The organism is Bacillus sp. FSL R5-0654 (genome assembly GCF_038008745.1).
Classification (GTDB): domain Bacteria; phylum Bacillota; class Bacilli; order Bacillales; family Bacillaceae; genus Bacillus; species Bacillus safensis.
Map to the genome: position 1 here is coordinate 3,684,688 of NZ_JBBOZV010000001.1, position 21,652 is coordinate 3,706,339.

21 protein-coding genes, 1 pseudogene and 1 riboswitch are annotated in these 21,652 nt (G+C 40.7%); of the genes and pseudogenes, 8 read left to right on the forward strand and 14 right to left on the reverse strand.

The features are described 5' to 3' along the window. Position 1: 1 nt before the first annotated feature. Entirely contained in the window at positions 2-484 is a 483-nt protein-coding gene (locus tag NSS76_RS18805) for a DUF4188 domain-containing protein (protein ID WP_024423983.1), read from the forward strand. Positions 485-495: 11 nt separating this feature from the next. Here the strand turns inward: NSS76_RS18805 and NSS76_RS18810 are convergent, their stop codons facing one another. Then, complete coding sequence (locus tag NSS76_RS18810; RefSeq protein WP_341082616.1) at positions 496-1,119, reverse strand: NUDIX hydrolase; 624 nt, start codon at positions 1,117-1,119, stop codon at positions 496-498. Positions 1,120-1,289: 170 nt separating this feature from the next. On the opposite strand from NSS76_RS18810, the gene NSS76_RS18815 reads away from it, so the two are divergent. Both NSS76_RS18815 and NSS76_RS18820 read left to right on the forward strand, forming a co-directional pair. Then, a complete protein-coding gene (locus NSS76_RS18815; protein WP_003215336.1) occupies positions 1,290-1,496 on the forward strand; it encodes a helix-turn-helix transcriptional regulator in 207 nt (68 codons plus the stop codon). Further along, positions 1,493-2,173: a DUF3169 family protein gene (locus NSS76_RS18820; RefSeq protein WP_024423985.1), complete on the forward strand. Its 681-nt coding sequence runs from the start codon at positions 1,493-1,495 to the stop codon at positions 2,171-2,173. The genes NSS76_RS18815 and NSS76_RS18820 overlap by 4 nt, the downstream gene beginning before the upstream one ends. Before the next feature lie 47 nt (positions 2,174-2,220). Here the strand turns inward: NSS76_RS18820 and NSS76_RS18825 are convergent, their stop codons facing one another. Next, positions 2,221-3,567, reverse strand: a complete 1,347-nt coding sequence (locus NSS76_RS18825) for an amino acid permease (RefSeq protein WP_024423986.1) — start codon at positions 3,565-3,567, stop codon at positions 2,221-2,223. Positions 3,568-3,731: 164 nt separating this feature from the next. Next, positions 3,732-3,811, reverse strand: a riboswitch (glycine riboswitch). Positions 3,812-4,075: 264 nt separating this feature from the next. On the opposite strand from NSS76_RS18825, the gene NSS76_RS18830 reads away from it, so the two are divergent. The 3 genes from NSS76_RS18830 to NSS76_RS18840 all read left to right on the forward strand — a co-directional run bounded on the left by NSS76_RS18830 (position 4,076) and on the right by NSS76_RS18840 (position 7,644). Continuing rightward, a complete protein-coding gene (locus NSS76_RS18830; protein ID WP_024423987.1) occupies positions 4,076-5,095 on the forward strand; it encodes a LacI family DNA-binding transcriptional regulator in 1,020 nt (339 codons plus the stop codon). Between the two features lie 446 nt (positions 5,096-5,541). Then, complete coding sequence (locus NSS76_RS18835) at positions 5,542-6,723, forward strand: MFS transporter (RefSeq protein ID WP_024423989.1); 1,182 nt, start codon at positions 5,542-5,544, stop codon at positions 6,721-6,723. Between the two features lie 18 nt (positions 6,724-6,741). Then, positions 6,742-7,644: a shikimate dehydrogenase gene (locus tag NSS76_RS18840; protein ID WP_024423990.1), complete on the forward strand. Its 903-nt coding sequence runs from the start codon at positions 6,742-6,744 to the stop codon at positions 7,642-7,644. 130 nt (positions 7,645-7,774) lie between these two features. Here the strand turns inward: NSS76_RS18840 and NSS76_RS18845 are convergent, their stop codons facing one another. From NSS76_RS18845 to NSS76_RS18885, 10 genes and pseudogenes are all read right to left on the reverse strand, one after another. Then, complete coding sequence (locus NSS76_RS18845; protein ID WP_341082618.1) at positions 7,775-8,968, reverse strand: MFS transporter; 1,194 nt, start codon at positions 8,966-8,968, stop codon at positions 7,775-7,777. Between the two features lie 243 nt (positions 8,969-9,211). Beyond that, positions 9,212-9,379: a YxiF family protein gene (locus NSS76_RS19695; RefSeq protein ID WP_445662188.1), complete on the reverse strand. Its 168-nt coding sequence runs from the start codon at positions 9,377-9,379 to the stop codon at positions 9,212-9,214. Continuing rightward, complete coding sequence (locus NSS76_RS19700) at positions 9,309-9,569, reverse strand: YxiF family protein (protein WP_445662189.1); 261 nt, start codon at positions 9,567-9,569, stop codon at positions 9,309-9,311. The genes NSS76_RS19695 and NSS76_RS19700 overlap by 71 nt, the downstream gene beginning before the upstream one ends. Before the next feature lie 162 nt (positions 9,570-9,731). Beyond that, positions 9,732-10,397, reverse strand: a complete 666-nt coding sequence (locus NSS76_RS18850) for a hypothetical protein (RefSeq protein WP_151039559.1) — start codon at positions 10,395-10,397, stop codon at positions 9,732-9,734. 21 nt (positions 10,398-10,418) lie between these two features. Next, a pseudogene (locus tag NSS76_RS18855) lies at positions 10,419-10,828 on the reverse strand (DUF2247 family protein). Between the two features lie 333 nt (positions 10,829-11,161). Then, the gene (locus NSS76_RS18860; RefSeq protein WP_151039555.1) at positions 11,162-11,491 is read right to left on the reverse strand and encodes a hypothetical protein; all 330 of its coding nucleotides are present in this window, start codon (positions 11,489-11,491) and stop codon (positions 11,162-11,164) included. Positions 11,492-11,629: 138 nt separating this feature from the next. Continuing rightward, positions 11,630-13,180, reverse strand: coding sequence for a T7SS effector LXG polymorphic toxin (locus tag NSS76_RS18865; protein ID WP_445662190.1), 1,551 nt, complete (start codon positions 13,178-13,180; stop codon positions 11,630-11,632). 493 nt (positions 13,181-13,673) lie between these two features. After that, positions 13,674-14,654, reverse strand: coding sequence for a restriction endonuclease (locus NSS76_RS18875; RefSeq protein ID WP_044335734.1), 981 nt, complete (start codon positions 14,652-14,654; stop codon positions 13,674-13,676). A gap of 154 nt (positions 14,655-14,808) precedes the next feature. Beyond that, on the reverse strand, positions 14,809-16,248 hold the full coding sequence (bglA, locus tag NSS76_RS18880) for a 6-phospho-beta-glucosidase BglA (RefSeq protein ID WP_341082740.1): 1,440 nt from the start codon (positions 16,246-16,248) through the stop codon (positions 14,809-14,811). 10 nt (positions 16,249-16,258) lie between these two features. Continuing rightward, positions 16,259-18,157 carry a beta-glucoside-specific PTS transporter subunit IIABC gene (locus NSS76_RS18885; RefSeq protein WP_341082619.1) on the reverse strand — a complete coding sequence of 633 codons (1,899 nt, stop codon included), beginning with the start codon at positions 18,155-18,157 and terminating at the stop codon, positions 16,259-16,261. Between the two features lie 155 nt (positions 18,158-18,312). On the opposite strand from NSS76_RS18885, the gene NSS76_RS18890 reads away from it, so the two are divergent. After that, entirely contained in the window at positions 18,313-19,023 is a 711-nt protein-coding gene (locus tag NSS76_RS18890; protein WP_341082620.1) for a GntR family transcriptional regulator, read from the forward strand. Positions 19,024-19,068: 45 nt separating this feature from the next. Here the strand turns inward: NSS76_RS18890 and NSS76_RS18895 are convergent, their stop codons facing one another. Then, positions 19,069-19,662 (reverse strand): Imm64 family immunity protein, encoded by a 594-nt coding sequence (locus NSS76_RS18895; protein WP_151863312.1) that lies wholly within the window; start codon positions 19,660-19,662, stop codon positions 19,069-19,071. Between the two features lie 176 nt (positions 19,663-19,838). Between NSS76_RS18895 and NSS76_RS18900 the strand changes: the two genes are divergently transcribed. After that, positions 19,839-20,735, forward strand: a complete 897-nt coding sequence (locus NSS76_RS18900; protein ID WP_341082621.1) for a PhzF family phenazine biosynthesis protein — start codon at positions 19,839-19,841, stop codon at positions 20,733-20,735. A 39-nt stretch (positions 20,736-20,774) separates the two neighbouring features. On the opposite strand, the gene NSS76_RS18905 is transcribed toward NSS76_RS18900, so the two are convergent. Continuing rightward, positions 20,775-21,650 (reverse strand): LysR family transcriptional regulator, encoded by an 876-nt coding sequence (locus tag NSS76_RS18905; RefSeq protein WP_226340800.1) that lies wholly within the window; start codon positions 21,648-21,650, stop codon positions 20,775-20,777. Between the last annotated feature and the right edge of the window lie 2 nt (positions 21,651-21,652).

Consider the following 21,652-nt stretch of genomic DNA (forward strand, 5'->3'; position numbering starts at 1 on the left):
AATGAAAAAAGACATACGTGCTGGCAGATTTACAACGGACAATTCTGATTCGATTGTTGTATTCATTATCGGAATGAGGATCAACAAACGCTGGGCCATTCATCAATGGCTGCCCGTGTTCATGGCAATGCCTGGCATGATCAAGGAGCTGTATACCCATCAAGATGAGCTTGGGTTTCTTGGAACAGAGAATTACTTCGGATTACGCACGACAGCGATGATTCAATATTGGAAATCAACCGATGACCTCCTTGCCTATGCCAAGATGGAGAAGCATTTGGCTGCTTGGAAAGAATTTAACCAAAGAGCACGAAATAATGACGCGGTCGGAATTTATCATGAAACGTACCAAATTCAAGCCGGCTCGTATGAATCCATCTACGTGAACATGCCTTCCTACGGACTGGGCCAAGCAAAATCCCCTATTTCAATAAGTAAAGGACAACAAACAGCGAAGGAACGCCTGAATACAACAAATTCCTAGAGAGCGATTCTCTAGGAATTTCTTTTTACAACGGTCACAAAATGCTTTAATATGCGGGCTGTTAATCCCCATATGGTGTAGTTTTTGTAATCATAAAACCATTCCTCAATCGAACGGCTTCCCCAGCTGTATTTTTCACCATTCATGATTTTTTCATAAGGGAAGTCCTCGCCTAGTGTTGGCTGAACGGATACATGATGCAAGTACGGCTCATATTGGCTGAGCCATGATAGAGGCACGGTAAAAGTCTCCTCTACTTCTTCTTGATTAAAGGAGTGTTTCACTTTTTGCTCATCAATGATACCAACATATGGGTATACCACGAAGGATGGAGAAGCGATATAAGGACTAAGCTGTCCAAGGATCTCGACCGATTCTGGTGGAATGCCCAGCTCTTCATGTGTTTCTCGCAGTGCAGCTTCCTGTGCAGTTTCGCTGCCGTCAAGCTTGCCCCCAGGAAAGCTAATATCCCCCGGCTGTTTTCTCATGGTCAACGATCGTACCTCAAATAATATATGCCATTCTCCATTTACTTGCACCAAAGGGATAAGGACTGCTGCTTTGAACGCTGTCTCTTCTCCAATGAACAACGGCTGTGATTGATGTAAGTCATTTTTTAATTGATCAATGAACACGGACATCCCCTGTTTTCTGTTTCTCTTTCCTTTAGCGTATCATGGTTCTCCTTTTGAATAAAGATGATCCTTCTGACAATTATTTTTATCATTTTGACAACTTTACTTGTCAAAATGAATATAATGCTTTACAATCAAGGAAAGATTTCAAGCAAAATTGAGGTGACAGAATGAAAAATCGGTTAAAAGAGCTTCGTGCGCGTGATGGTTTAAACCAAACTGAGCTGGCAAAGCGTGCAAAGGTCTCTCGTCAGACCATCAGCTTAATGGAACGAGATGAGTTAATGCCGTCTCTCTTGCTCGCGGTTAAGCTTTCACGAATTTTTCAGGAACCCATTGAACGTATTTTTCTATTCGAGGAGGATGAACTTTCATGAAAACTGTATACAAAATGCTCTTAGGTGCTCTCCTTGGCTTTCTCGGCGCTTACTGTCTGCTGGCAGCCGAATTTGAGATGACACTTCTTGATGTTGCATTTGAAGCGACTCTTGTCATCAGTGGATTGACGATTTTATTGATTATTTATTGTTTTTCAGGGATTTCACGTATGAAAAAAAGAGTGTCTCTTTCGGTCTCTGGAGATGAGGAGGATGAACTGGAAGCAAAACAATATCGGACCTTTACTGATTTGACTTTAGCCAATACGGTAAGTACCATTTTTTCCATTGTTGCCATCGGTATCGCGATCGTCACCGAGCAGCCACTCTGGCTGATTCTCGTCAATGCTGCTTTATTTATCGTCACCGTTATCAGTTCATATATATCGATATCTGTTCTAAAGCTTGTCTACCCTAATCGGAACCTGCCAAGTCTATCTGACAAAGACTACAGTAAAAAGCTGCTCGCCATTTCGGACGAAGGCGAAAAGCATGTGATGCTTGGCGGACTGTTTCATACGTATCAAATGATGAATATCCTATTGACCAGCGCCATGTTTATTTTGATTGTGTATTCCCTTGGAGCCAATCACTCTCAGCTGTTCTCAATCATGGTCATTGGGGTTGTTTTGATCATTTTGAATGCAAATTATGTGCTAAAGATTAGAAATCGTTAAATGAACAAAAGCACAGCCTCATGCAAAGGCTGTGCTTTTTCCGTTCATTATGACGCGCAGCGTTTCTTTCGTGCATAGATCAATAGTAAGAAACAAAACCAGACCGGCGTTAATAAGAGCGCGGGGCGTGTTGCATCTGCAAACAGCATGATCACTAGAATCGCAGCGAAGAGAACCAAAACACATATATTCACAAAAGGGGTGAACGGTGCTTTAAAGGTAGATGCTGCATGCAGTTCAGGCTTTGTTTTTTTATATTTCAAATGACAAATTAAAATAATACTCCATACCCAAATGAAACAAATGGCACTGATCGTTGTCACAATACCAAAGGCTTGTTCGGGAATCAGCTTGCTTAAAAGAGCTCCAACCGATACCACAATCGTCGAAACAAACAGGGCATTACTTGGGACAGCATTCTTGTTCAAACGTCCAAAGGAAGCTGGCCCCTGCTTTTGATGACTGAGATTATACAGAATGCGGCTCGTCGAGAACATGCCGCTATTACAAGCTGATGCCGCAGATGTCAGGACGACAAAGTTGATGAGCCCTGCTGCTACTGGTATCCCAATGAGTCCAAAGGTTTTCACAAAAGGACTTTCTGATGCACTGAGCTCAGTCCATGGGTTGATACATAATAAAACAAAGATCGCACCCACATAGAAAAATAGGATTCTTAATGGAATCTTATTAATCGCAGAAGGGATGTTTTTTTGCGGATTGGCTGTTTCTGCTGCGGACACACCGACCAGTTCAACTCCCACATACGCAAAAATCACCATCTGGAATGACAATAAGAAACCTGTGACACCATTCGGGAATAACCCGCCATGAGACCATAAATTCGTTACTGTCACCGGTCCAGCATCTGTTTGAAAACCAATGATTAAAAGAACCATTCCAACCCCGATCAATAATAGAATCGTAATTACTTTAATGAGTGCAAACCAAAATTCCATTTCTCCGAAAAGCTTTACCGTTAACAAATTCAACCCTAGTAAAATCAACAAACAAATGATGGCAGGAATCCACTGCGGGATGTCAAACCAATACTGTACGTACACCCCGACCGCAATGACATCCGCCATCGCTGTCATAATCCAGCAAAACCAATACGTCCACCCTGTTACAAAGGATGCCCACGGGCCGAGATAGTCCTCCGCAATATCGGTTAATGACTGATAGCCCGCCTTCGATAAAAGCAATTCTCCGAGTGCCCTCATGACAAAAAAGATAGCCATCCCGACAATTAAATAAGCAAAAATGATTGAAGGACCTGCCAATTGAATAGCTTTTCCAGATCCTAAAAACAACCCTGTTCCAATGGTTCCGCCAATGGCAATCAATTGCACATGACGGTTTGATAAATCTCGTTTTAATTCTTGTTGTGCCAATGCTAACACCCTCCTACGACACGATCTTATACTGAAATAATGAACCCTTTAAAAAAGTCCATAAAAAAAGAGATTGGATGCGCTCCAATCTCACGGTCATAAAAGAATAGCAAAATAGAGAAAAGTCATACACGGCATCATCCATGCACCACAAATACAATATTTCGTACTCTTCTGTCCTTTTGCCTGAGATTGTGAACCCTTCGGCGCCGCACACACATGCGGTCTCTCCAGAAGCTGCTCCTGCTATAGTGTGACCCACAGCATTCATAGCCTTCGTTATTTAATTAAAATGTTGCTATTTCTGAATAATTTCATATTTTACGCCTCATTCAGAAAGCTGTCAATGGTAATCTTTTATGATTTACGGCGGTACGCATATGTCTTCACTTCATCAATCCCCCCTGATTCATGTATAATAAATCAAAAGATGTTCGGCTCGTTTGATGGAGAAATTCCTCTTGATCATGAACAAAGTTAAGCAATCCATGGAAGTTGGTGAAGATAAATGAAAAAAATGAACAAACAGCGTGTTACATTACAGGAAGTCGCCAAGCATGCCGGTGTCTCGACTTCAACGGCATCACTCGTTGTTCGAAATAATCCTAGAATCTCTGAAGCCACTCGAAACAAAGTACTGCAATCCATGGAGGACTTAGGATACGTATACGACCGCGTTGCTGCTAACATGCGGTCAAAAAGCTCAAATATCGTTGGTGTGATTGTGACGGATATTTCTAACACCTTTATTTCGGAGTTTTTAATTGGCGTACAGACCACACTTGAATCACTGGGCTATACTGTTTTACTTGGTACAACCTTTGACAGTGTTGATAAACAGGAGCGGCTCATTTCCACTATGGTAGAGCATCGTGTAGGCGGGATTATTTTAAACCCAGCTTCGAAAAGTTCTGCTCGAACGGTCAAACAATTAAATCAAATTCGCACCCCAAAAGTACTGGCAAATCGTGAATTATCAGACGTGCAATGTGATTATGTCGGTGTTGATTATGAACAAGGTACTTGGATGGCAGTTCATCATCTTCTTCAAAAGGGACATCGCCGCATCGCTTTTTTAGGCGGCATTAAGACCTCTTCGACTTGGATTGAGCGGATGAAAGGTTTCAAAAGAGCTCATGACGAAGAAAATGTGACGATTGATGAATCGCTTATTATTGATATAGTACCTACTCGCGAAGGCGGGAAAGAAGCACTCGCCCAAGTGATGGATCAGCCTGAGCCCCCTACTGCTATTTTTTGTTTCAGTGACTTAGTCGCATTTGGGGTCATTCAAGCACTGTCAGCACGGGGCATTCAGCCTGGTGAAGATATCGATGTCGTTGGATTCGATAATGTTCCTGAAGCGGAAATGTACCATCCGCCGCTCACCACTGTTTCCTCCTTCCCCCGATCCATCGGGGTAAAAGCAGCGAACCTTTTATATCATAAAATGAACGAACAGGATGAAGAGCTGCAGCGATTGATTTTAAAGCCCCAACTTCATATTAGAGAAACCTCCCCATCATGATGAAAAAGAGAATTGTGTGCAGCAATTCTCTTTTTTTATTGATCAAGTCAACTATTTCTTTGTTTCATTTTTCTTTTTTTAAATCACAAAGTCATAAACTTGACACATTTAAAATGCAGGAGTATATTTATCTCGTTGCTTCTTTTAGTATATCGTTATACCTATTTCGTCATATCATTATTTCTATCAAAAAACAGTTAAAAGTGGTTTTTTATGATTCTGATCAAATCATGAAGTTTCACTTCCTAATCAAGGCTGTTATTATTTTTTTCATTTTAGTAGAACGATGTACTTGATTGAAGAACAGATGAATATTCATTATTTTTTTCATCAATCACATAAGGGGTGTTGTGATGGGCTTCATATTATTCATTTTGAAGGAAACAATAACAAAGGGTATACAAAGAATTTGACCTTAAAGGGGTTTCAAATATAGGAGTGGGAACATGAAAAATCCTTATATAAAATCGTCACTTGGCATGTATTTAAATTACTTCATGCTTGGCATGATCAACATTATTGTAGCTTCCAACATGGACAGCTTATCTGAACGCTACCATGTAGATATTCCGAAAATCAGCTTGCTTGTATCTGCGATCGGAATTGGTAAACTCATTGCGCTCTTTTTCTCAGGCCGGTTAGCCGACAGCTGGGGACGTAAGCCTGTCATTATTACAGGAAATTTTCTTTACTTATTATTCTTAATCGGTATTCCAACGACAACAAGTTATACACTGGCATTTATCTTTGCGATTTCAGCAGGTATTGCCAACTCACTGCTTGATTCAGGAACCTATCCTGCTTTGTCAGAGTCATTTCCTAAAAAAGCAAGTTCGGCTTCTGTTTTAGTAAAAGCGTCTGTATCCATTGGGGCGACTGTTCTTCCATTTATCTTGGCATTCCTAGTGGCACATGACATCTTCTGGGGCTGGGCGTTCTTTGGACTAGGGCTTCTTTATTTACTCGTAGGGATTTACTTAATCTTTATGCCATTCCCGAACCATAAGCAAGTTTCTTCACAAGACGCTCTTCCCGTACAGGATCAGCTGAAGAAAGAACCAAAAATGCTTGGCGAAGGCTTAGCTGTTGTACTGATGGGATTCACATCGACTGCATTGTTTGTCGTATGGCAGACATGGCTTCCGCAGCTGGGGTTGAAATTAATCGGACTTGGCACAGAACAAGCCACACAGCTTCTTTCTTATTTTAGTATTGGTGCACTGGTATCTGTTCTATTGCTTTCGATCGTCTTAGATAAATTCATTTCACCGATTATGGTGGCGATCATTTATCCAATTGGGGCGTTCCTTGCAATGCTTTCACTTTTCCAAATCGAAACGTACAGCATTGTCATTGTCAGCACCTTCTTCTTAGGACTATTTACAGCGGGAATCTTCCAGCTGGCGATGAGTATTATGATGAAATTGTTCCCGACAAACAAAGCAACAGCTTCATCCTACGTCAACATTGCGGCAAGCTCAGCGTTTATTCTCGTGCCGCTCATTACAAGTGGATTGGTCAGCTCGTACGATATTAAAATGACGTTATTTTTCGATATGATCATTGCGGTTATTAGCGTATTACTAGCGGTCTTTGTTCTTGGACGCATGAAAAAATTATTTAGATAATTAAAGGAGATGTCAATCATGACAAACATACATGAACGAAATATTGATGGAAAAACAAAATTAGTCGGCCTTCTTGCTACACCAATCGGACACAGCCTTTCACCACGTATGCATAACCTTGGCTATACACTAACAGGTATCAACTATGCTTACCTCGCATTTGAAGTAGGGAATGATGAACTAGAAGCAGCCGTAAACGGTATGAAAGCAATGGGTGCAGCTGGATTTAACGTCTCTATGCCGAACAAAATGAAAGTACTAGATTACTTAGACGAACTAGATGATTCTGCAAGATATACACGTGCAAGTAACACTGTAGTAAACAAAGATGGTAAGCTCATCGGCTACAACACAGATGGTCTTGGATATGTGAGAAACTTAATTGAACATGGCGTTGAATTAGCCGGCAAAAAAGTCACACTTGTTGGCTCTGGCGGCGCTGCGACTCCGATTGCGATTCAGCTTGCACAGTCAGGCATCCGTGAAATTAGCATTTTTGCTCGTAATGATCAATACTTTGTTCAAGCAGAAGAAAATGTAAATTACATCAATAACGAAATGAAATCTTTCGGTGTCAAAGCAAACATTTTCCCACTTGAAGACAAAGACGCATTCCGCCGTGAAGTAGCAGAAAGTGCGATCCTGGCAAACGGGACAAGCCTTGGCATGAAACCACTAGATCAGCTCAGCATTATCGATGATACACTTGATGTACTTCGTGAAGATTTGATCGTGACAGATGTTGTGTACAACCCGCAAAAAACAAAGCTTCTTGCACAAGCACAGGAAGCTGGCGCCAAAACCATTAACGGTCTTGGAATGATGCTGTGGCAAGGTGCACTTGCTTACAAACTCTTTACTGGTGAAGATATGCCAGTTGATCAAGTAAAACAAATTCTTTTTGAAAATGACCGTTTCTAAAATAAAAAAGACAAAGGGCTAAAATGATGATCATTTTAGCCCTTTGTTTTCTTTTCAGCGAAGTCTAGCAGCCCTGAATGCGAGGATTTGCCTACACGCTGAGACGACTTCCTGCGTAGGTCGTCTTTTTTTAATCATGTACCATGACTTGGCGGTATCGATACAGGATATACAGTGCGCCGATAATGGCCGCAACAGCCACCACTGCATCGAACATAAAGATTTGTAAAATGGACGCGTGACTCTGAATTAAACCTGTTACGACCGGGATGACGATAGCCGACACGCCGCCCGCTGTAGAGATAATCCCAGTCATCGTCCCTTTGTTTTTCCAGAAGAATTCAGCCATCACAGTTAACGTCAGCTGAAAAACTCCTGCCGTTGAAAATCCCAATACAAAAGCATTGACGGTTCCTATAACTGGTGATTTCACGACCAAGAGCACACAAATGGAAACAAGTGTAATGATTGGATAGATCAGCAGTACAGTGACCGGCCGGACAAAGCGGCGCAAAAGAAACGCGAGCATCACGACAGACAGCAGCCCGCCCATGCTATAGTAACTGAGCAATTTCACAGCACTGCCAGATGTCATCCCCAAGATGGCCTCACCGTACGTAGGAAGCCAAATTTGCGGCAGCGCATACAGTCCATTTGACGTAAAGCTGATCACAATGAGCGCGATCCCTTCTCTCCAAAATGTAGGCTCTGTCGAGAAGCGCGGAAGTCCGTCATGCTCCGTTACCTGGACTTGCTCCACCTTGCGATGATTCGGAAATGGCAAGGTCCACAGCATCAAGACATTCACAAGATAGATCAGAGCAGGAACAAAAAATGCCATTCCATAAAACAAATCATGCTCTGCTAAAAAGAAAATCGCCAGTGGCAAAATGGTTGCCCCAATGGAGATAAAGGCCTTCACCATCACATTCGCAGATCCCGAGTTTTGCGGAAACGCCTCCATTAACGCAGGATACGTTCCTGCATCCATTGCCGAATTCGCGACCCCTGCCAAAATCGCAAACGCAAATGCGATTTGATAATTCGGAGACAATGGGATTCCGGTGAGGAACACCGCCATCAGCACACCAGAAACCAGAATGACCGGCTTACGCCCAAAACGATCTGACAGTACGCCTGATAAACCATACGTGAGCACCCTGCCAATGCCAAGCGCCGAAATCATATAACTAATTCCCGCACTATTGGTATCTAATTGTTTGATTAAAAATGGCATATTTGAAGCCAAAATAATATTGACCATACCCAATAAAAAATAATTAATATACAGACTAGAAGCCGTTCTCACATACGGATTCCTCATCCTGACACACCCCTTAACACCATCGCAATGAAGTGACAAATAATGGTTACGCTTACAAGATCTCATATGTGAGGAAGAACAGCTTTGCAGCCTTCACGTTCATACATCTCATCATGTCATGCAGCTCACAGCTTACACGCCCTTCATGTATCAAGCATTTCTTCAATTTTTCACTGCTCTTATTTTATACGAATGCGAAAGGTAAAGATAGTGAATTGCTTAAATTTGAAGGGAATTCATCGATTATGCATATGACACCATCGATAGAAAAAAGGAGTGGTTCATTCCACTCCTTAAATGATGTCTCAATTCTGTTCCTCGCAGCCCCCAAATACTTAGCTCATAAAAATATTCCGTTCTCTCGATGCATAATCCAAAACGGAAATATTCTGCCAAAAATAAAATCCCCATACCCACTTGAAAATTTTGTTTGCTCAAGAAGGTGATTTAAATGAATAAAGACTTCATTCACATTCACTTTAAGTGCTTCAATTTCATGCTCTCGATAGTGTTCTCCATGTATTTGGATTTTATGTTTTCTCGATTGAAGGAAAGCAAACACCTTCTGACAAACACTACTCAGCGATTTTATAAAATCCATATACCACTATTCGAATTCTATAGAAATTAAACAACCAGTCCCTCGAAAGAGTTTCGACAACTGGCTGTTTCATACGGTGTTTTGATCCCAGTCTCTCAAAAATGGGGGATCAAGTCCCGATGTGGGGATTGTTTAAAATATTACGGGATCATTTTGAAGATACTATGAATGGCTTTGTATTCGCTCCCGTATTTTCCGGGTATGATCTTGATTTAAAATCATTGCCAATTCGGCCTCATTTAGAACAGATCCCCATCTAAAGATAATTTCACTATTCAAACCATACTTCAAAAAAAGCGCTTGATAATCTATTTCATGACTATTCTTATCCAATCCTGAGTAAAACAAATCTTTTATAGATTCCTCTGAGAGCATAGAATCCCTTCTACTGGCAATCATGAAACTAGATTGATACTGATCCATTATTCGCAATGCTTTATCTAAATCATGTTGAGGAACCTTGGCTATACTGACATAAAACTGATTTTCATGTTCATCTAAAAGTAATTCTGGCCCCTTTTCAAAACCTGAAGTATTTATGTCTGAATCAATAGATTTCCATACTTTTCGGAATCTCTCTATTCGCGAATGCACATCACTTACTTTCTTACTCAGAAAGATATAAAAATGGTAATTAGTCAATTGATCGCTAAAAATTTCGATTAGTTCATTTTGACAATAACTTTGAAAAGTTTTAATTCCACCATTATCTAAAAAGTAATATCCATTAATACTATATATACTTAATTGTTTAAGTTCATTTATTTTTTGATCTAACCACTTATAGTAGTTTGTCACTTCTTGTTCGAATTCAAGTTCTATTTTCATTAGGCACCTTTTAATCAGTAATTAAAATTGCTCGAATTGAACAACTGCTTTTTCTTTTTGTAAAAACTTCTCAAAAAGAGAGACTAATCTATTTATATTCTCTTCTTTTGAATACAGTAACGGATTATAGCCATCTGAAGAAGGCATATAATGAATAAACGGTTCCATTTCCTTTTTTCAACGTCCCATTGACTAGATTCTTCTTCTACCAAAACCATTTGAAGTTTTCTATAATCCTCATCTGGGTCGCCATCTCCCCAAGCTAATTCTAGGATTAAAGAATTTTCACATTCAGTATGATTAGATAAATATTCCACAGCATACTTGCTTATTTCTTTGTATGAAATCAAATCTAGACTAATTCCTACATATATAGTTTTCCAATTAACTTTTATTTTGTGATGTTTTAAATGCTCTAATGAAAAATTCATAATTTAATACACCTTTTGTGATTTGACAAACTCTATTGTCTCCTCCAAGCTTTACCCAATTAACATTACACATTATGATTTATTAATTGATTTTAAAGGTTTTCATCTCTCCCCCTCAACTTCCTGTGTTTCTGGTAAATGTAAAAGATTTCATATACTTTATCTTATATACTCATCTACTTCTTCTATTGTTGAAATATCTTGTATAAAAAATACTTACTTCTTCTGGTAGTATTATTGCTAAATCATCAATTTGATCTTCCTTAAATTCAATGAATACCTCATATAAGTAATCACCTTCGTATTAAAGGTTTACTCAGTTAGGTTTAATTTTCACAAATTTAAAGTAGTCTTTACCTTGTCCAAAAGTAAATAAACTTGTGCCTTCTGTTCTGGAGTTTCAGCAACATACTCCATACAAATTTCTTCCAAGCAACTATAGAAATCTAGATTATCCATCACAATTTCATGATAAGATGCTGTGTCCATAAATATCATTACTCCATTATTAAATTCAACATTCTCTGAATGCTCTGGAAGTTCATATCCCATCATATGATCTTGCCAAGGTTCTCTGTGGGACAAACACTCTAACACCTCAACTAAATCATCCTTCAAAAAAGAAAAAAAGTCTTGAACAATCGGCTGCATTTTTTTTAACATCAAGATCCTCCTAATTACTATATTTCTTCCATTCTAATACTGGGTACAAGCTTTCAACTTCCCCTGTTTTTGGATTTTTCCACCCTTCAAATTTTATACCATTTGATGTACCTTGTATTACATGTTGACCGCCTCTAGTTACATACTCAGTACCATTTCCATTGCCTCTTGGCCATATTTATAAATTTGTTCATCAGTAAATACATTATCATCATAAACAGTCTTCTTATGAGTAGATGCTTTAAATTCTTTTGTATACATACCACGTTCTTGTTTTGCTATTTTATAGTACACATCATTTATTCCATGTACCGAAGGATGGCTTTCTTTTCTCTCCAATTTATAGGGAATTTCCTTTTCATTTAAATAATTAAAAAATTCCTTTTCATTATGACCACCACTTACACCTGTTTTACTAACACCTTCTGGCCGTATTAGATGATTTTTGCTATTGTCAGAATACTTATGTTTAAATCCACCTTTACCAGCACTATCCTTCACCCCCATCTTCCCATGAAACCCTTTCACCCCGAACGGCAAAAGCATCCCCAGAGCCGCGTTCATACTCGCTTCCTGCTGTTCTTTCGAGATCTTATTTCCAAACATGTCTCGGCCTGTGATCGCTTCGCTGAAGCCGTTGATGGCGGTGAGGCCATATAAACCTTTTTGAGATGTTTTCAGGGCGTCAAAGGATTTTTGTGATGTCTTGTAAATGTCGACTGCCCTGACTGCGGCTGATGTGGCTTGGGTCGTTTTATAGACTGCTTTCCCGCCTTTGAAAATGCGTCCTGCCCAGCCGACGATAGGGATGTAGCCGGCTGCAGCCATTCCTCCTGCCGCGACTCGCTGGCCTGCGGTGAGTTCCTCGCTTGTGATTGGATCAACGCCTGTTGCGGCACGTTTTGCATCGTTCACACCTGTTAGTTCATTCACGATGTTTCCACCATAATCGAGGGCTTTTTCATACCAAGGGCGGTTGGCGAGGGCTTCTTGTTCCTTTGCGATCTTGCGGGCTTCTTCTTGTTCTTTTTTGATTTTCAGATATTCAGAAGTTTGTTTTTCAATATCGCTTTTTGCCTTGAAGATTTCGCTATTTTGATACGCTTTCTTATCAAAATTCATAGGTGAAATCGCTTTTCCGTCATTTGTCGCATTGATCATTTCAGCGTACAATGCCATTGTAGCTTGCTGCTCCGTCTCTGACAAAGCATATTCATCTTTTAAATTTTGATCAAGCTCTCTTAGTTCTTTGACCGTCTTTTTTCGTTCATCTTCCGCATCTTCTATTTTTTCATCAAAGGTTTGGCTATCAAATACCTCTAGGGAAATGAGGTCATCAATGTCTTGAAAAATCGTTTTGAGTGCCTTTTTTTGATCCTTCACAATGCTTTTGGCATTCTTGATGCCCATATGTACTGCGTTGTCTAAAAAGTGTTCTTCTACAAAGGTATCGCCGCCAAAGCTCGTATCATCCAGTGTCCCAGAAACACCTTCATGAAAGGCTTTTTGCTTATCAATGAAGCTGATAAACATGTCTACATTTCCAGCGAGCTCTTTGTAGAAACTTTTAATATTATCTGCACCTTTCCCAGTGAAGTCATCACCGAGGTTGGCAACACCTTGTAATGCCTTCTTTAAATCTACCATTTGTTCGCGGAATTCCTGATAGTGTTTTGCCCTTGTGTCCATGGCACTGGTTAGTGCTTTTGCATCAAGTATCTTGCCCAGAAGAAGTCACTCCCTCCATTATTGATCATAAAGTCTATTTTACCGTGACCATTAAAACGGAAAAATAGGCTGAATGACATAAAAAATGGAATAGACTCTCTATTCAACGATCAAATAAAATAAGCTAGACAATGCACTTTGCTCTGTCTAGCCTTACTTTATACTATTTTATAAACATTAGTTGGCCCTTTATACCAGACTATGTGATAGAACTATTAGAACATTAATCCCTGTTCAATCTTTTCAGTGATATGAGATAATGCCAACTAAAACGAAAGGAGAATCAAAGTGTTTAAAGGAATCATTTATGCAATTATCGTGATATTCGGCTTTTGGATTTTTCTACAATTATCCTTGAACATCAATATCTTTCAAAACCCAATGAACTATTTTATTGTTATTATCCTCTTTTTCCTTTGTATTCAGGCGTTATTGAAGCGTAGGCAATAAAAAATCACTCAGGTACATACACTTTTTTCAGAGGTAATAAAGATCTTGTCTCAGCTGGCATATGCTCATACCAATGTACAATAAGATCTACAAGTTCTTCTAAATCCACTAGGTGAACTTCATTATGCTTCGCAACAGCTTTGGCATTTGAAGTGAATCCACCAGTAGAAACGAATAAACTGTTTGCATTCATGGGATTAGCCCCTAATAATTGTTGTACTTCTGGGGAACTAGCTGAGGTTTGCCGATGCTTAACTTGTACTTTTATAATAGGTTTTTCAAATCCAAATGCATCTTTATAAGCTAATACATCAACACCACCATCAGGCCCTTTTGGGCTTACGCGAACATTATATGACATGGCTTGCAGTAAGCCCCCGACTAGATCTTGCATCTGCCACGGATCCAGTTTATCTACCTTATCTGCAATCATAACAGTTGCTTTGCTGACTAAATCTTCAATAATTTCATCTTCTGCTGTTTCATCTTCGTATACTGCAATAGAAGTAGGGTTCTTTAGTAAATGTTCAATCTCTTGCCCCCAATCATCTACACGAAAAACAGTTGATATAGAACCGAGGCTGTTCTTAGCTGGTTGACTGAGGGAATCTCGTTTAACGGCGGTTGACTCCCAATTCACCTTAATATGATTTGGATACATTTTATCTCCAGTTGCTTCATCAAAAAAATGCGGAGCAGTCACCGTACCTACTCGATATTCACGACTCTCTTTTAAATATGTAATGATTCGATCTCCCTTTTTAATTTCTCTACTGAACCTCCATATCTGACTAACCCAGCTTCTCCTTGTAAACGGTTTGTTCTCGGCGAATATGACATCAGCTCGATCATTCATCTCTTGCTTTGTTTGATATTGTTTTGGATTACCTAATTTCGGCCACCCAATCGATGCAATACCTTCCTTTTCCCATATTGAAATTAACTCATTTTGGTCACCTGCACGAACCATCCACCATTTCGTCATTTACGATCTCTCCTATTCCATCCCATAAATATTCTTACTAAATTATAAGACTTATTTCTTGTGAACAAAAGGATATACTCACCATTTTTGTCGAAAGAAACAGAAGAACCCGGACAAGCGAATACACGCTCGTCCGGGCTTCTATTTTCCTTTATTACACTTCTTCACCATTCGTTGCGATGACGTTTTGATACCAAGTAAACGAATCTTTTTTAAGGCGCTTCATTGAGCCGTTTCCTTCGTTGTCGCGGTCAACGTAGATCATGCCGTAGCGTTTTTTCATTTCGCCTGTTGTGAATGACACGATATCAATGATACCCCAAGGTGTGTAGCCAATAAGGTCGACACCGTCGTATTCAATTGCTTTTTTTAGTGCTTCGATATGAGAAGCGAGATATTGAATTCTTTCTGGATCGTGAATAGAACCGTCTTCTTCCACTTGATCTATTGCACCAAATCCATTCTCTACGATGAATAACGGGATTTGATAGCGATCGTAAAAACGATTCAATGTATATCTTAAGCCTGTCGGGTCAATGGACCAGCCCCAGTCACTTGATTTGATATAAGGGTTATCTACACCATGCGGCAGGGCTCCGTTGACAATATCTCCGTTGTGATCAGACACCGTATCACTTTTAACCGTTGTCGACATGTAGTAGCTAAAGCCTAGATAATCCACTTTCCCTTTTCTTAAGCTTTCTTCATCGCCTTTTTCAAATAGAATGTGATAGCCTTCGCGTTCGAATTCTTTTAATGCATAGCTCGGATAGTAGCCGCGCACCTGTACATCTGGGAAGAAATAGCGCTGTCTCATATATTCCTCTGCGAGCATGACATCCTCTGGATTTGAGGAATACGGATAGATTGGCACGTGAGAAACCATCGCTCCAATTTGGAAAGCAGGATTGATCTCTTTTCCTTTGGCTACTGCCCATGCACTTGCAAGTAATTCATGGTGTCCTGCTTGATACATGACTTCTTTGGCATTTTCGCCTTCTTTGACTGATACCCCTGAATTTGTCCAAAGGAATAGTGGGTTGTTGACATCCATTTTGTTATTGATTTCATTAAACGTCATCCAGTATGTGACCTTGTCTTTGTATCGATTGAAGCATACTTCTGCGAATTTCGCGAAATACTCAGCGACTTTTCGGCTGCGGAACCCGCCGTACTCTCTTGCTAAATGGAGCGGCATCTCAAAGTGAGACAGCGTAATTACAGGCTCGATGCCATGCTTGAGCAGTTCATCAAAAACATCATCATAGAACTGTAAACCTGCTTCATTCGGTTCCGCTTCATCTCCCTTAGGGAAAATCCGGCTCCAGCCGATCGATGTACGTAAGCATTTTAAACCCATTTCGGCAAACATCGCGATATCTTCCTTATAACGATGATAGAAATCGATCGCTTCATGATTCGGATAAAATTTATCTTCTTCTATCGTTTCAGTTATTTGTCTCGGTACTCCATGAGCACCTGCTGTCATCACATCTACAACACTTGGACCTTTTCCTTCTTCATTCCATCCACCTTCAAATTGATGCGCAGCTAATGCGCCGCCCCATAGAAAATCTTTTGGTAAAGTCATTATTTTTTTCCTCCTATTTTACAATAGTGATCATGACATCCGTTGGCTGACATGTCGATTGTTCTTCTACAATCACATCTTCGTACGCTTGTGTATTGGTGATGATGACGGGTGTGATTGTTTTTAATCCTTTGCTTTCAATGGCTTCTTGATCAAATGTCATCAACAAGTCACCCTTCTTCACCTTGCTGCCTTCTTCGATATGCAGAGTAAATGCTGAGCCATCTAGGGAAACCGTATCAATTCCTACATGAACTAGTAACTCCACACCGAATTCTGAACGCAGTCCAATCGCATGCTTTGTCGGCGCAAGCATGACGACACTGCCGTCAAACGGTGCATACAGCTTGTTGTCTGTCGGTTCAATCGCAAACCCTTTACCCATCGCCCCCGAGCTAAATACAGCATCCGGCACATCAGATAACGAGATCACTTTCCCTGCAAGCGGTGCAGGAATAATTTCTTCATTGTTCATCGAAGCATTCATTTTTTCTCCAACTTGATCTTTATCAGACGTTCCACCGACTGTCTGTTCCACTGTATCTTCCCCATAACCAAACATTTGAATGAGCACAACTGGTAAGATCAGCGCAATTGCGACACCAATCAATATGCCGATGATCGATGTTGGATAATCTGAACTAATTCCGTTTACAATCGTCAGTGGACCAGGCAAACCTGCATACGCAAAGTAATAAGGCGTAAAGAAGCTGGCAGCAATGGCCCCGATCGCTCCAGATATACATCCGAAAATAAATGGTTTCTTGAAACGCAAGGTGACCCCATAAATCGCAGGCTCAGTAATTCCAAAGAGACCAGTGATTCCCGCTGAAACCCCGACTTTTCGTGTTTCGCGGTTTCTTGCTTTTAAAATAACCCCTAACACTGCGCCGACTTGAGCGATAACAGCGATGGTTTGATATGCCTGGAAGGAGTCACGTCCATATTGTTCAAAGTTGGCGAGCACCATTGGTGTGATGCCCCAGTGAACACCGAAAATGACAAGCACTTGCCAGAAACCTCCGATAATGGCGCCTGCTAAAGCTGGGACATGTTCTGCTAAGAAATTGTATCCGTTTGCAATCCCATTTGCACCGGCTGTCGAAAGTGGACCAATTAATAGAATCGTTAACGGAACCATGACAACCATACAGATAAATGGGACAAATAACGGTTTGACTACCTCGTGAATGCGTTTGTTTAAAAATCTCTCAACATATGAAAGAATCCATACCAAGAATAGCGGCGGCAAAACAGAGGACGTATAAACCGTTTCAGATAACGCTATGCCTAAAAAAGTAACGCCTTCCCCTGATGCCACCCGTCCAGCAATCTCCGTCCAAGTTGGACTGACAAGCGCTGCTGTACACGCTACGGCGATATACATATTCGTTTTAAAATGCTTGGCTGCTGTGATGGCGATAAAGATAGGCAAGAACGTAAACGGCGCCCATGAAATAAAGCTAAAGACTTCATACGTTCCCGTTTTCGAGAAGCTTGGAAATAATAAATTAATGAGGATAAGTGCACCTTGTAAAATACCTGCTGCTGCCAAAATATACACAAATGGTGCAAACACAGCAGACATGGTCGCGATGACACGATTCAGCACCGTTCCCTTGTTTTCATTTGCCTGTTCATCATCAGACGGCTGCAGCTGAACAAGGCTGGAAAAATGCTCGTATACCTCACCAACATGCTGACCGATGACAACCTGAAATTGACCGCCGTTTTCCACCACGGTAATGACGCCAGGCATTGCATTAACTGCTTCCTTTGCCTTTGGATTCGAACGTTTCAAGACCAAACGCAGCCGCGTGGCGCATCTTGCAGCACTCACCACATTTTCTTCTCCGCCAACTGCCTCTAAGATGTCTTTTGCAAGCTTTTGATAATCCCTCACTTTTGACATATAAAACCCCCCTTTATCACTGCTAGTATATGTACATTATAATTATACCGGTACAATTTATCAATACATATATAATTTCAAATAGCATATCAAAGGAAATTTGGTATGTGCTATAATACAAAGACAATAAATCGTGAAAACAAAGAGGAATAGCCATGTTAAAGTATCAACAAATTGCGAGCGATATTGAAAAATATATTGTCACCCATGAGATGCAGCAAGGGGATAAGCTACCTGTACTCGAAACACTCATGAGCCAATTTGCTGTGAGCAAAAGTACCATTATCAAATCGTTAGAATTACTCGAAAAAAAAGGAATTATCTATCAAGTGAGGGGCAGCGGCATCTTTGTTCGAAGACACCGCCGTAAGGGCTACATCAGCCTTTTATCCAACCAAGGGTTTAAAAAAGATTTAGAGGAATTTCAACTGACATCAGAGGTTTTAATGCTAGACACCATCAAGCCGTCCGAAGAAGCTGCACTTAATTTGAACATTGAACAAGATGAAGATGTTTTTTATCTAAAACGCATTCGTTACATCAACGGACAAACCTTATGTTTAGAAGAATCCTATTACCGAAAAAGCATCATTCCCTATCTCAACACAGAAATTGCCGCCGATTCTGTTTTTAAATTCGTCAGTGAAGGTCTTGGACTCAAAGTCGGCTTCTCCGATATGTACTTACAAGTAGGCAAACTGAACGAAACCGAAGCAAAGCACCTCGGCCTCAAACAAGACGATCCCGCTCTCCGCGTCGAGACGGTCTTTCATCTCACAAACGGCCAGCCCTTCGACTTTTCGAAAATCACATATAACTACATGCAATCCCAATTTTTTATTCAAGCGAATAATTATTATGGGTGATGGATGGAAAAAGCCTCCTGAGAGTATCAGGAGGCTTTTTTACTATTAGCTTTTAACCTTTAAACATTCTATCCTTCTTTCTTGAGAAGAAAGACCATCAATCGCCACATCACCATAATAAATATCTATGTGATTTCCTTTCCCAATTAGAGCAACTGGAAAAGCATGCTGGTCTTGCAGGCACTTTTCAAACTCATTTGGAGGAATCTCGACTTCAATTTCATGTCCAATGAACGCATATTCAAACGTAAACGTATGATAAAGATCTACAAGACAGTGTATGATCTCTTGTTGAAGATGAATAACATCATGAGAAACAACCTCTGTCCAATTTAAACTGAGAACGAACCCTACGAAACCCGTTTCTTTTTGTATGTTGATTGTCATCCCTTTTCGATCTGAACTTATGCCTGACAATTCAAACTCTGTATAATAACCTGAAAAATCATCGTCTTTGATGATATTTTCTTTAACACTGTGCTCAATCCATGTTTCACCGTCAGGGTCCTGACTAAATTTTACTTTCGTGATAGACATGTCTTTTTGAGCTAGATAATCAATCAGTTGGCGAAAAGTATTTGGTATATGAATGGCCTCGTAAAAAACGAGTCCGATATTGATGTATCCACCCAGAGCTATGTCGCATCCCTCACTTCATTTTTTCATTCATTATACTTTATTCAAACTATTATTCTGCGAAAACTCCCTCTCTTACATGAACACTTCCGATTTAAACTATCAAAAAGATTCATTTTACGAATGCATCAAACAAACTTATGATTAACGTAACAAGAGTGTATAGGAGGGTTCGTCAGATGAGAGACATTAGAGTGTATCATGTCGATGCGTTTACAACTGAGAAATTTGGAGGAAATGCCGCTGGGGTGGTGTTGGATGGTGAATTTTTAACAGAAGATGACATGCAGAGCATCGCCAAGGAGTTGAATTTACCGGAATCGGTCTTCTTGCTGCCTGCCCATGATCAGGAAGCCGATTATCGTGTCAAATACTTCACCCCGACGGAAGAGGTCAATTTCTGCGGGCATGCGACTGTTGGATTGACTTGGCTTCTGGCTACGGAGCTAGGACTGGCTAAAGAGAGATCAGGGGTTGTGTTAGAAACAAAGATCGGCAATGTTCCTGTTGTATGGAATGAAGAAAACGGCAAAGTCGTTAATGTGGAAATGACGCAGGTGACACCGAAGACGCGGGATTTTGTCATCGATTTAGAAGAGCTTAGTGACATGCTTGGTGTGAGCAGTGACCGCATTGATTCCTCCTATCCTATCAAATTAGCAAACACCGGTAACTGGCATCTTCTTGTTCCGATGAAGCACCAACAGGACATTGATCAAGCAGCACCGAACTTAGCGGCTTTAGGGAAAATGAATAAAGAACAGAATATCACGACGACTCACCTTTATACATTTCACACCACAAAAGAAGTTGATCTTTACACAAGGGATTTTGCACCTGGAATTGGGATACCCGAAGATCCTGTGACAGGGGCAGCAAACGGAGCATTGGCTGGATATCTTTATTTGGAGCGTATCATTTCTCAGCAAGAAATCACTCACCTGAACATTGCCCAAGGGGATGCCATCGGCAGACCTGGCTTGCTTCGTATCACAGTCATTCCAAATGAATCAGAGCCGGTGATCAAAGTGGCAGGCGCAGCTGTCATCACGATCCGCGGCGTGTTGACTTTATAAAACATCAGCTTGAATGGGGACTTCCTGTTCAAGCTGATTCTATTTAAAATGATTTTTGACCGTTTCGATCCACCTCTTGGCCGATGGGGAAGCTGTTTTGAATGATTTGAGCGCCAAGTTGACCTCACGAAAGACGCTCGTCTCCAGTGGAATGACTTTCGTATGAGGTATGTGCGGCGGCAACACTAATTTGGGAATGATCGTGACCCCAAGCCCTTCTTGCACCATAGAAATGAGCGTATTGTTGTCTTCAATTTCAAACAAAACATGAGGCTTCACGCCGCCTCTTTCTTTTAACAGTTTCTTAACGAGTATGTCACAGCCCGCTTTCGGCATGATAAAGGCTTCATCATGTAACGAGTCAACTTCAATCACTTTCTTCGTATGAAAGCGATGATTCTCTTGAATGAGCACCACTAACTCATCCTGAAAAAGTGGAACGGTCTCGAATTCCCTCGATGACTGCGTTAAAAAACCAACATCAACCGTGCCTGAAGCAATCCATTCCTCAATCTCCTCATAACCGCCTTCATATAACTCCAGCTTGATATGCGGATAGCTTTGCGTAAAACGATGAATAAGGCGTGGAAGGACATTTGAAGAAAAACTAGGGAATGTCCCAATCTTGATGCTCCCCACTTCCATCCCTTGAATCAGCGCTGCCTCTTGCTCAAGCAATGCCGCATGGTGCAAGATTTGCCGGATATGCGGCATCACCCGCTCACCTGCGTCCGTTAACGAAAGCCCGTTTCGATTCCGCCGAAGCAGCACAATCCCGAGTTCCGACTCAAGCTTCGCAATATTATGACTCACCCCAGACTGCGTCAGCCCAAGCTTCTCCCCGGCTTTTGTAAAACTGCCGCATTCGACGACTGTTAGAAATACTTTGTATTGGAATGTGATCAGTGTGCTCACCT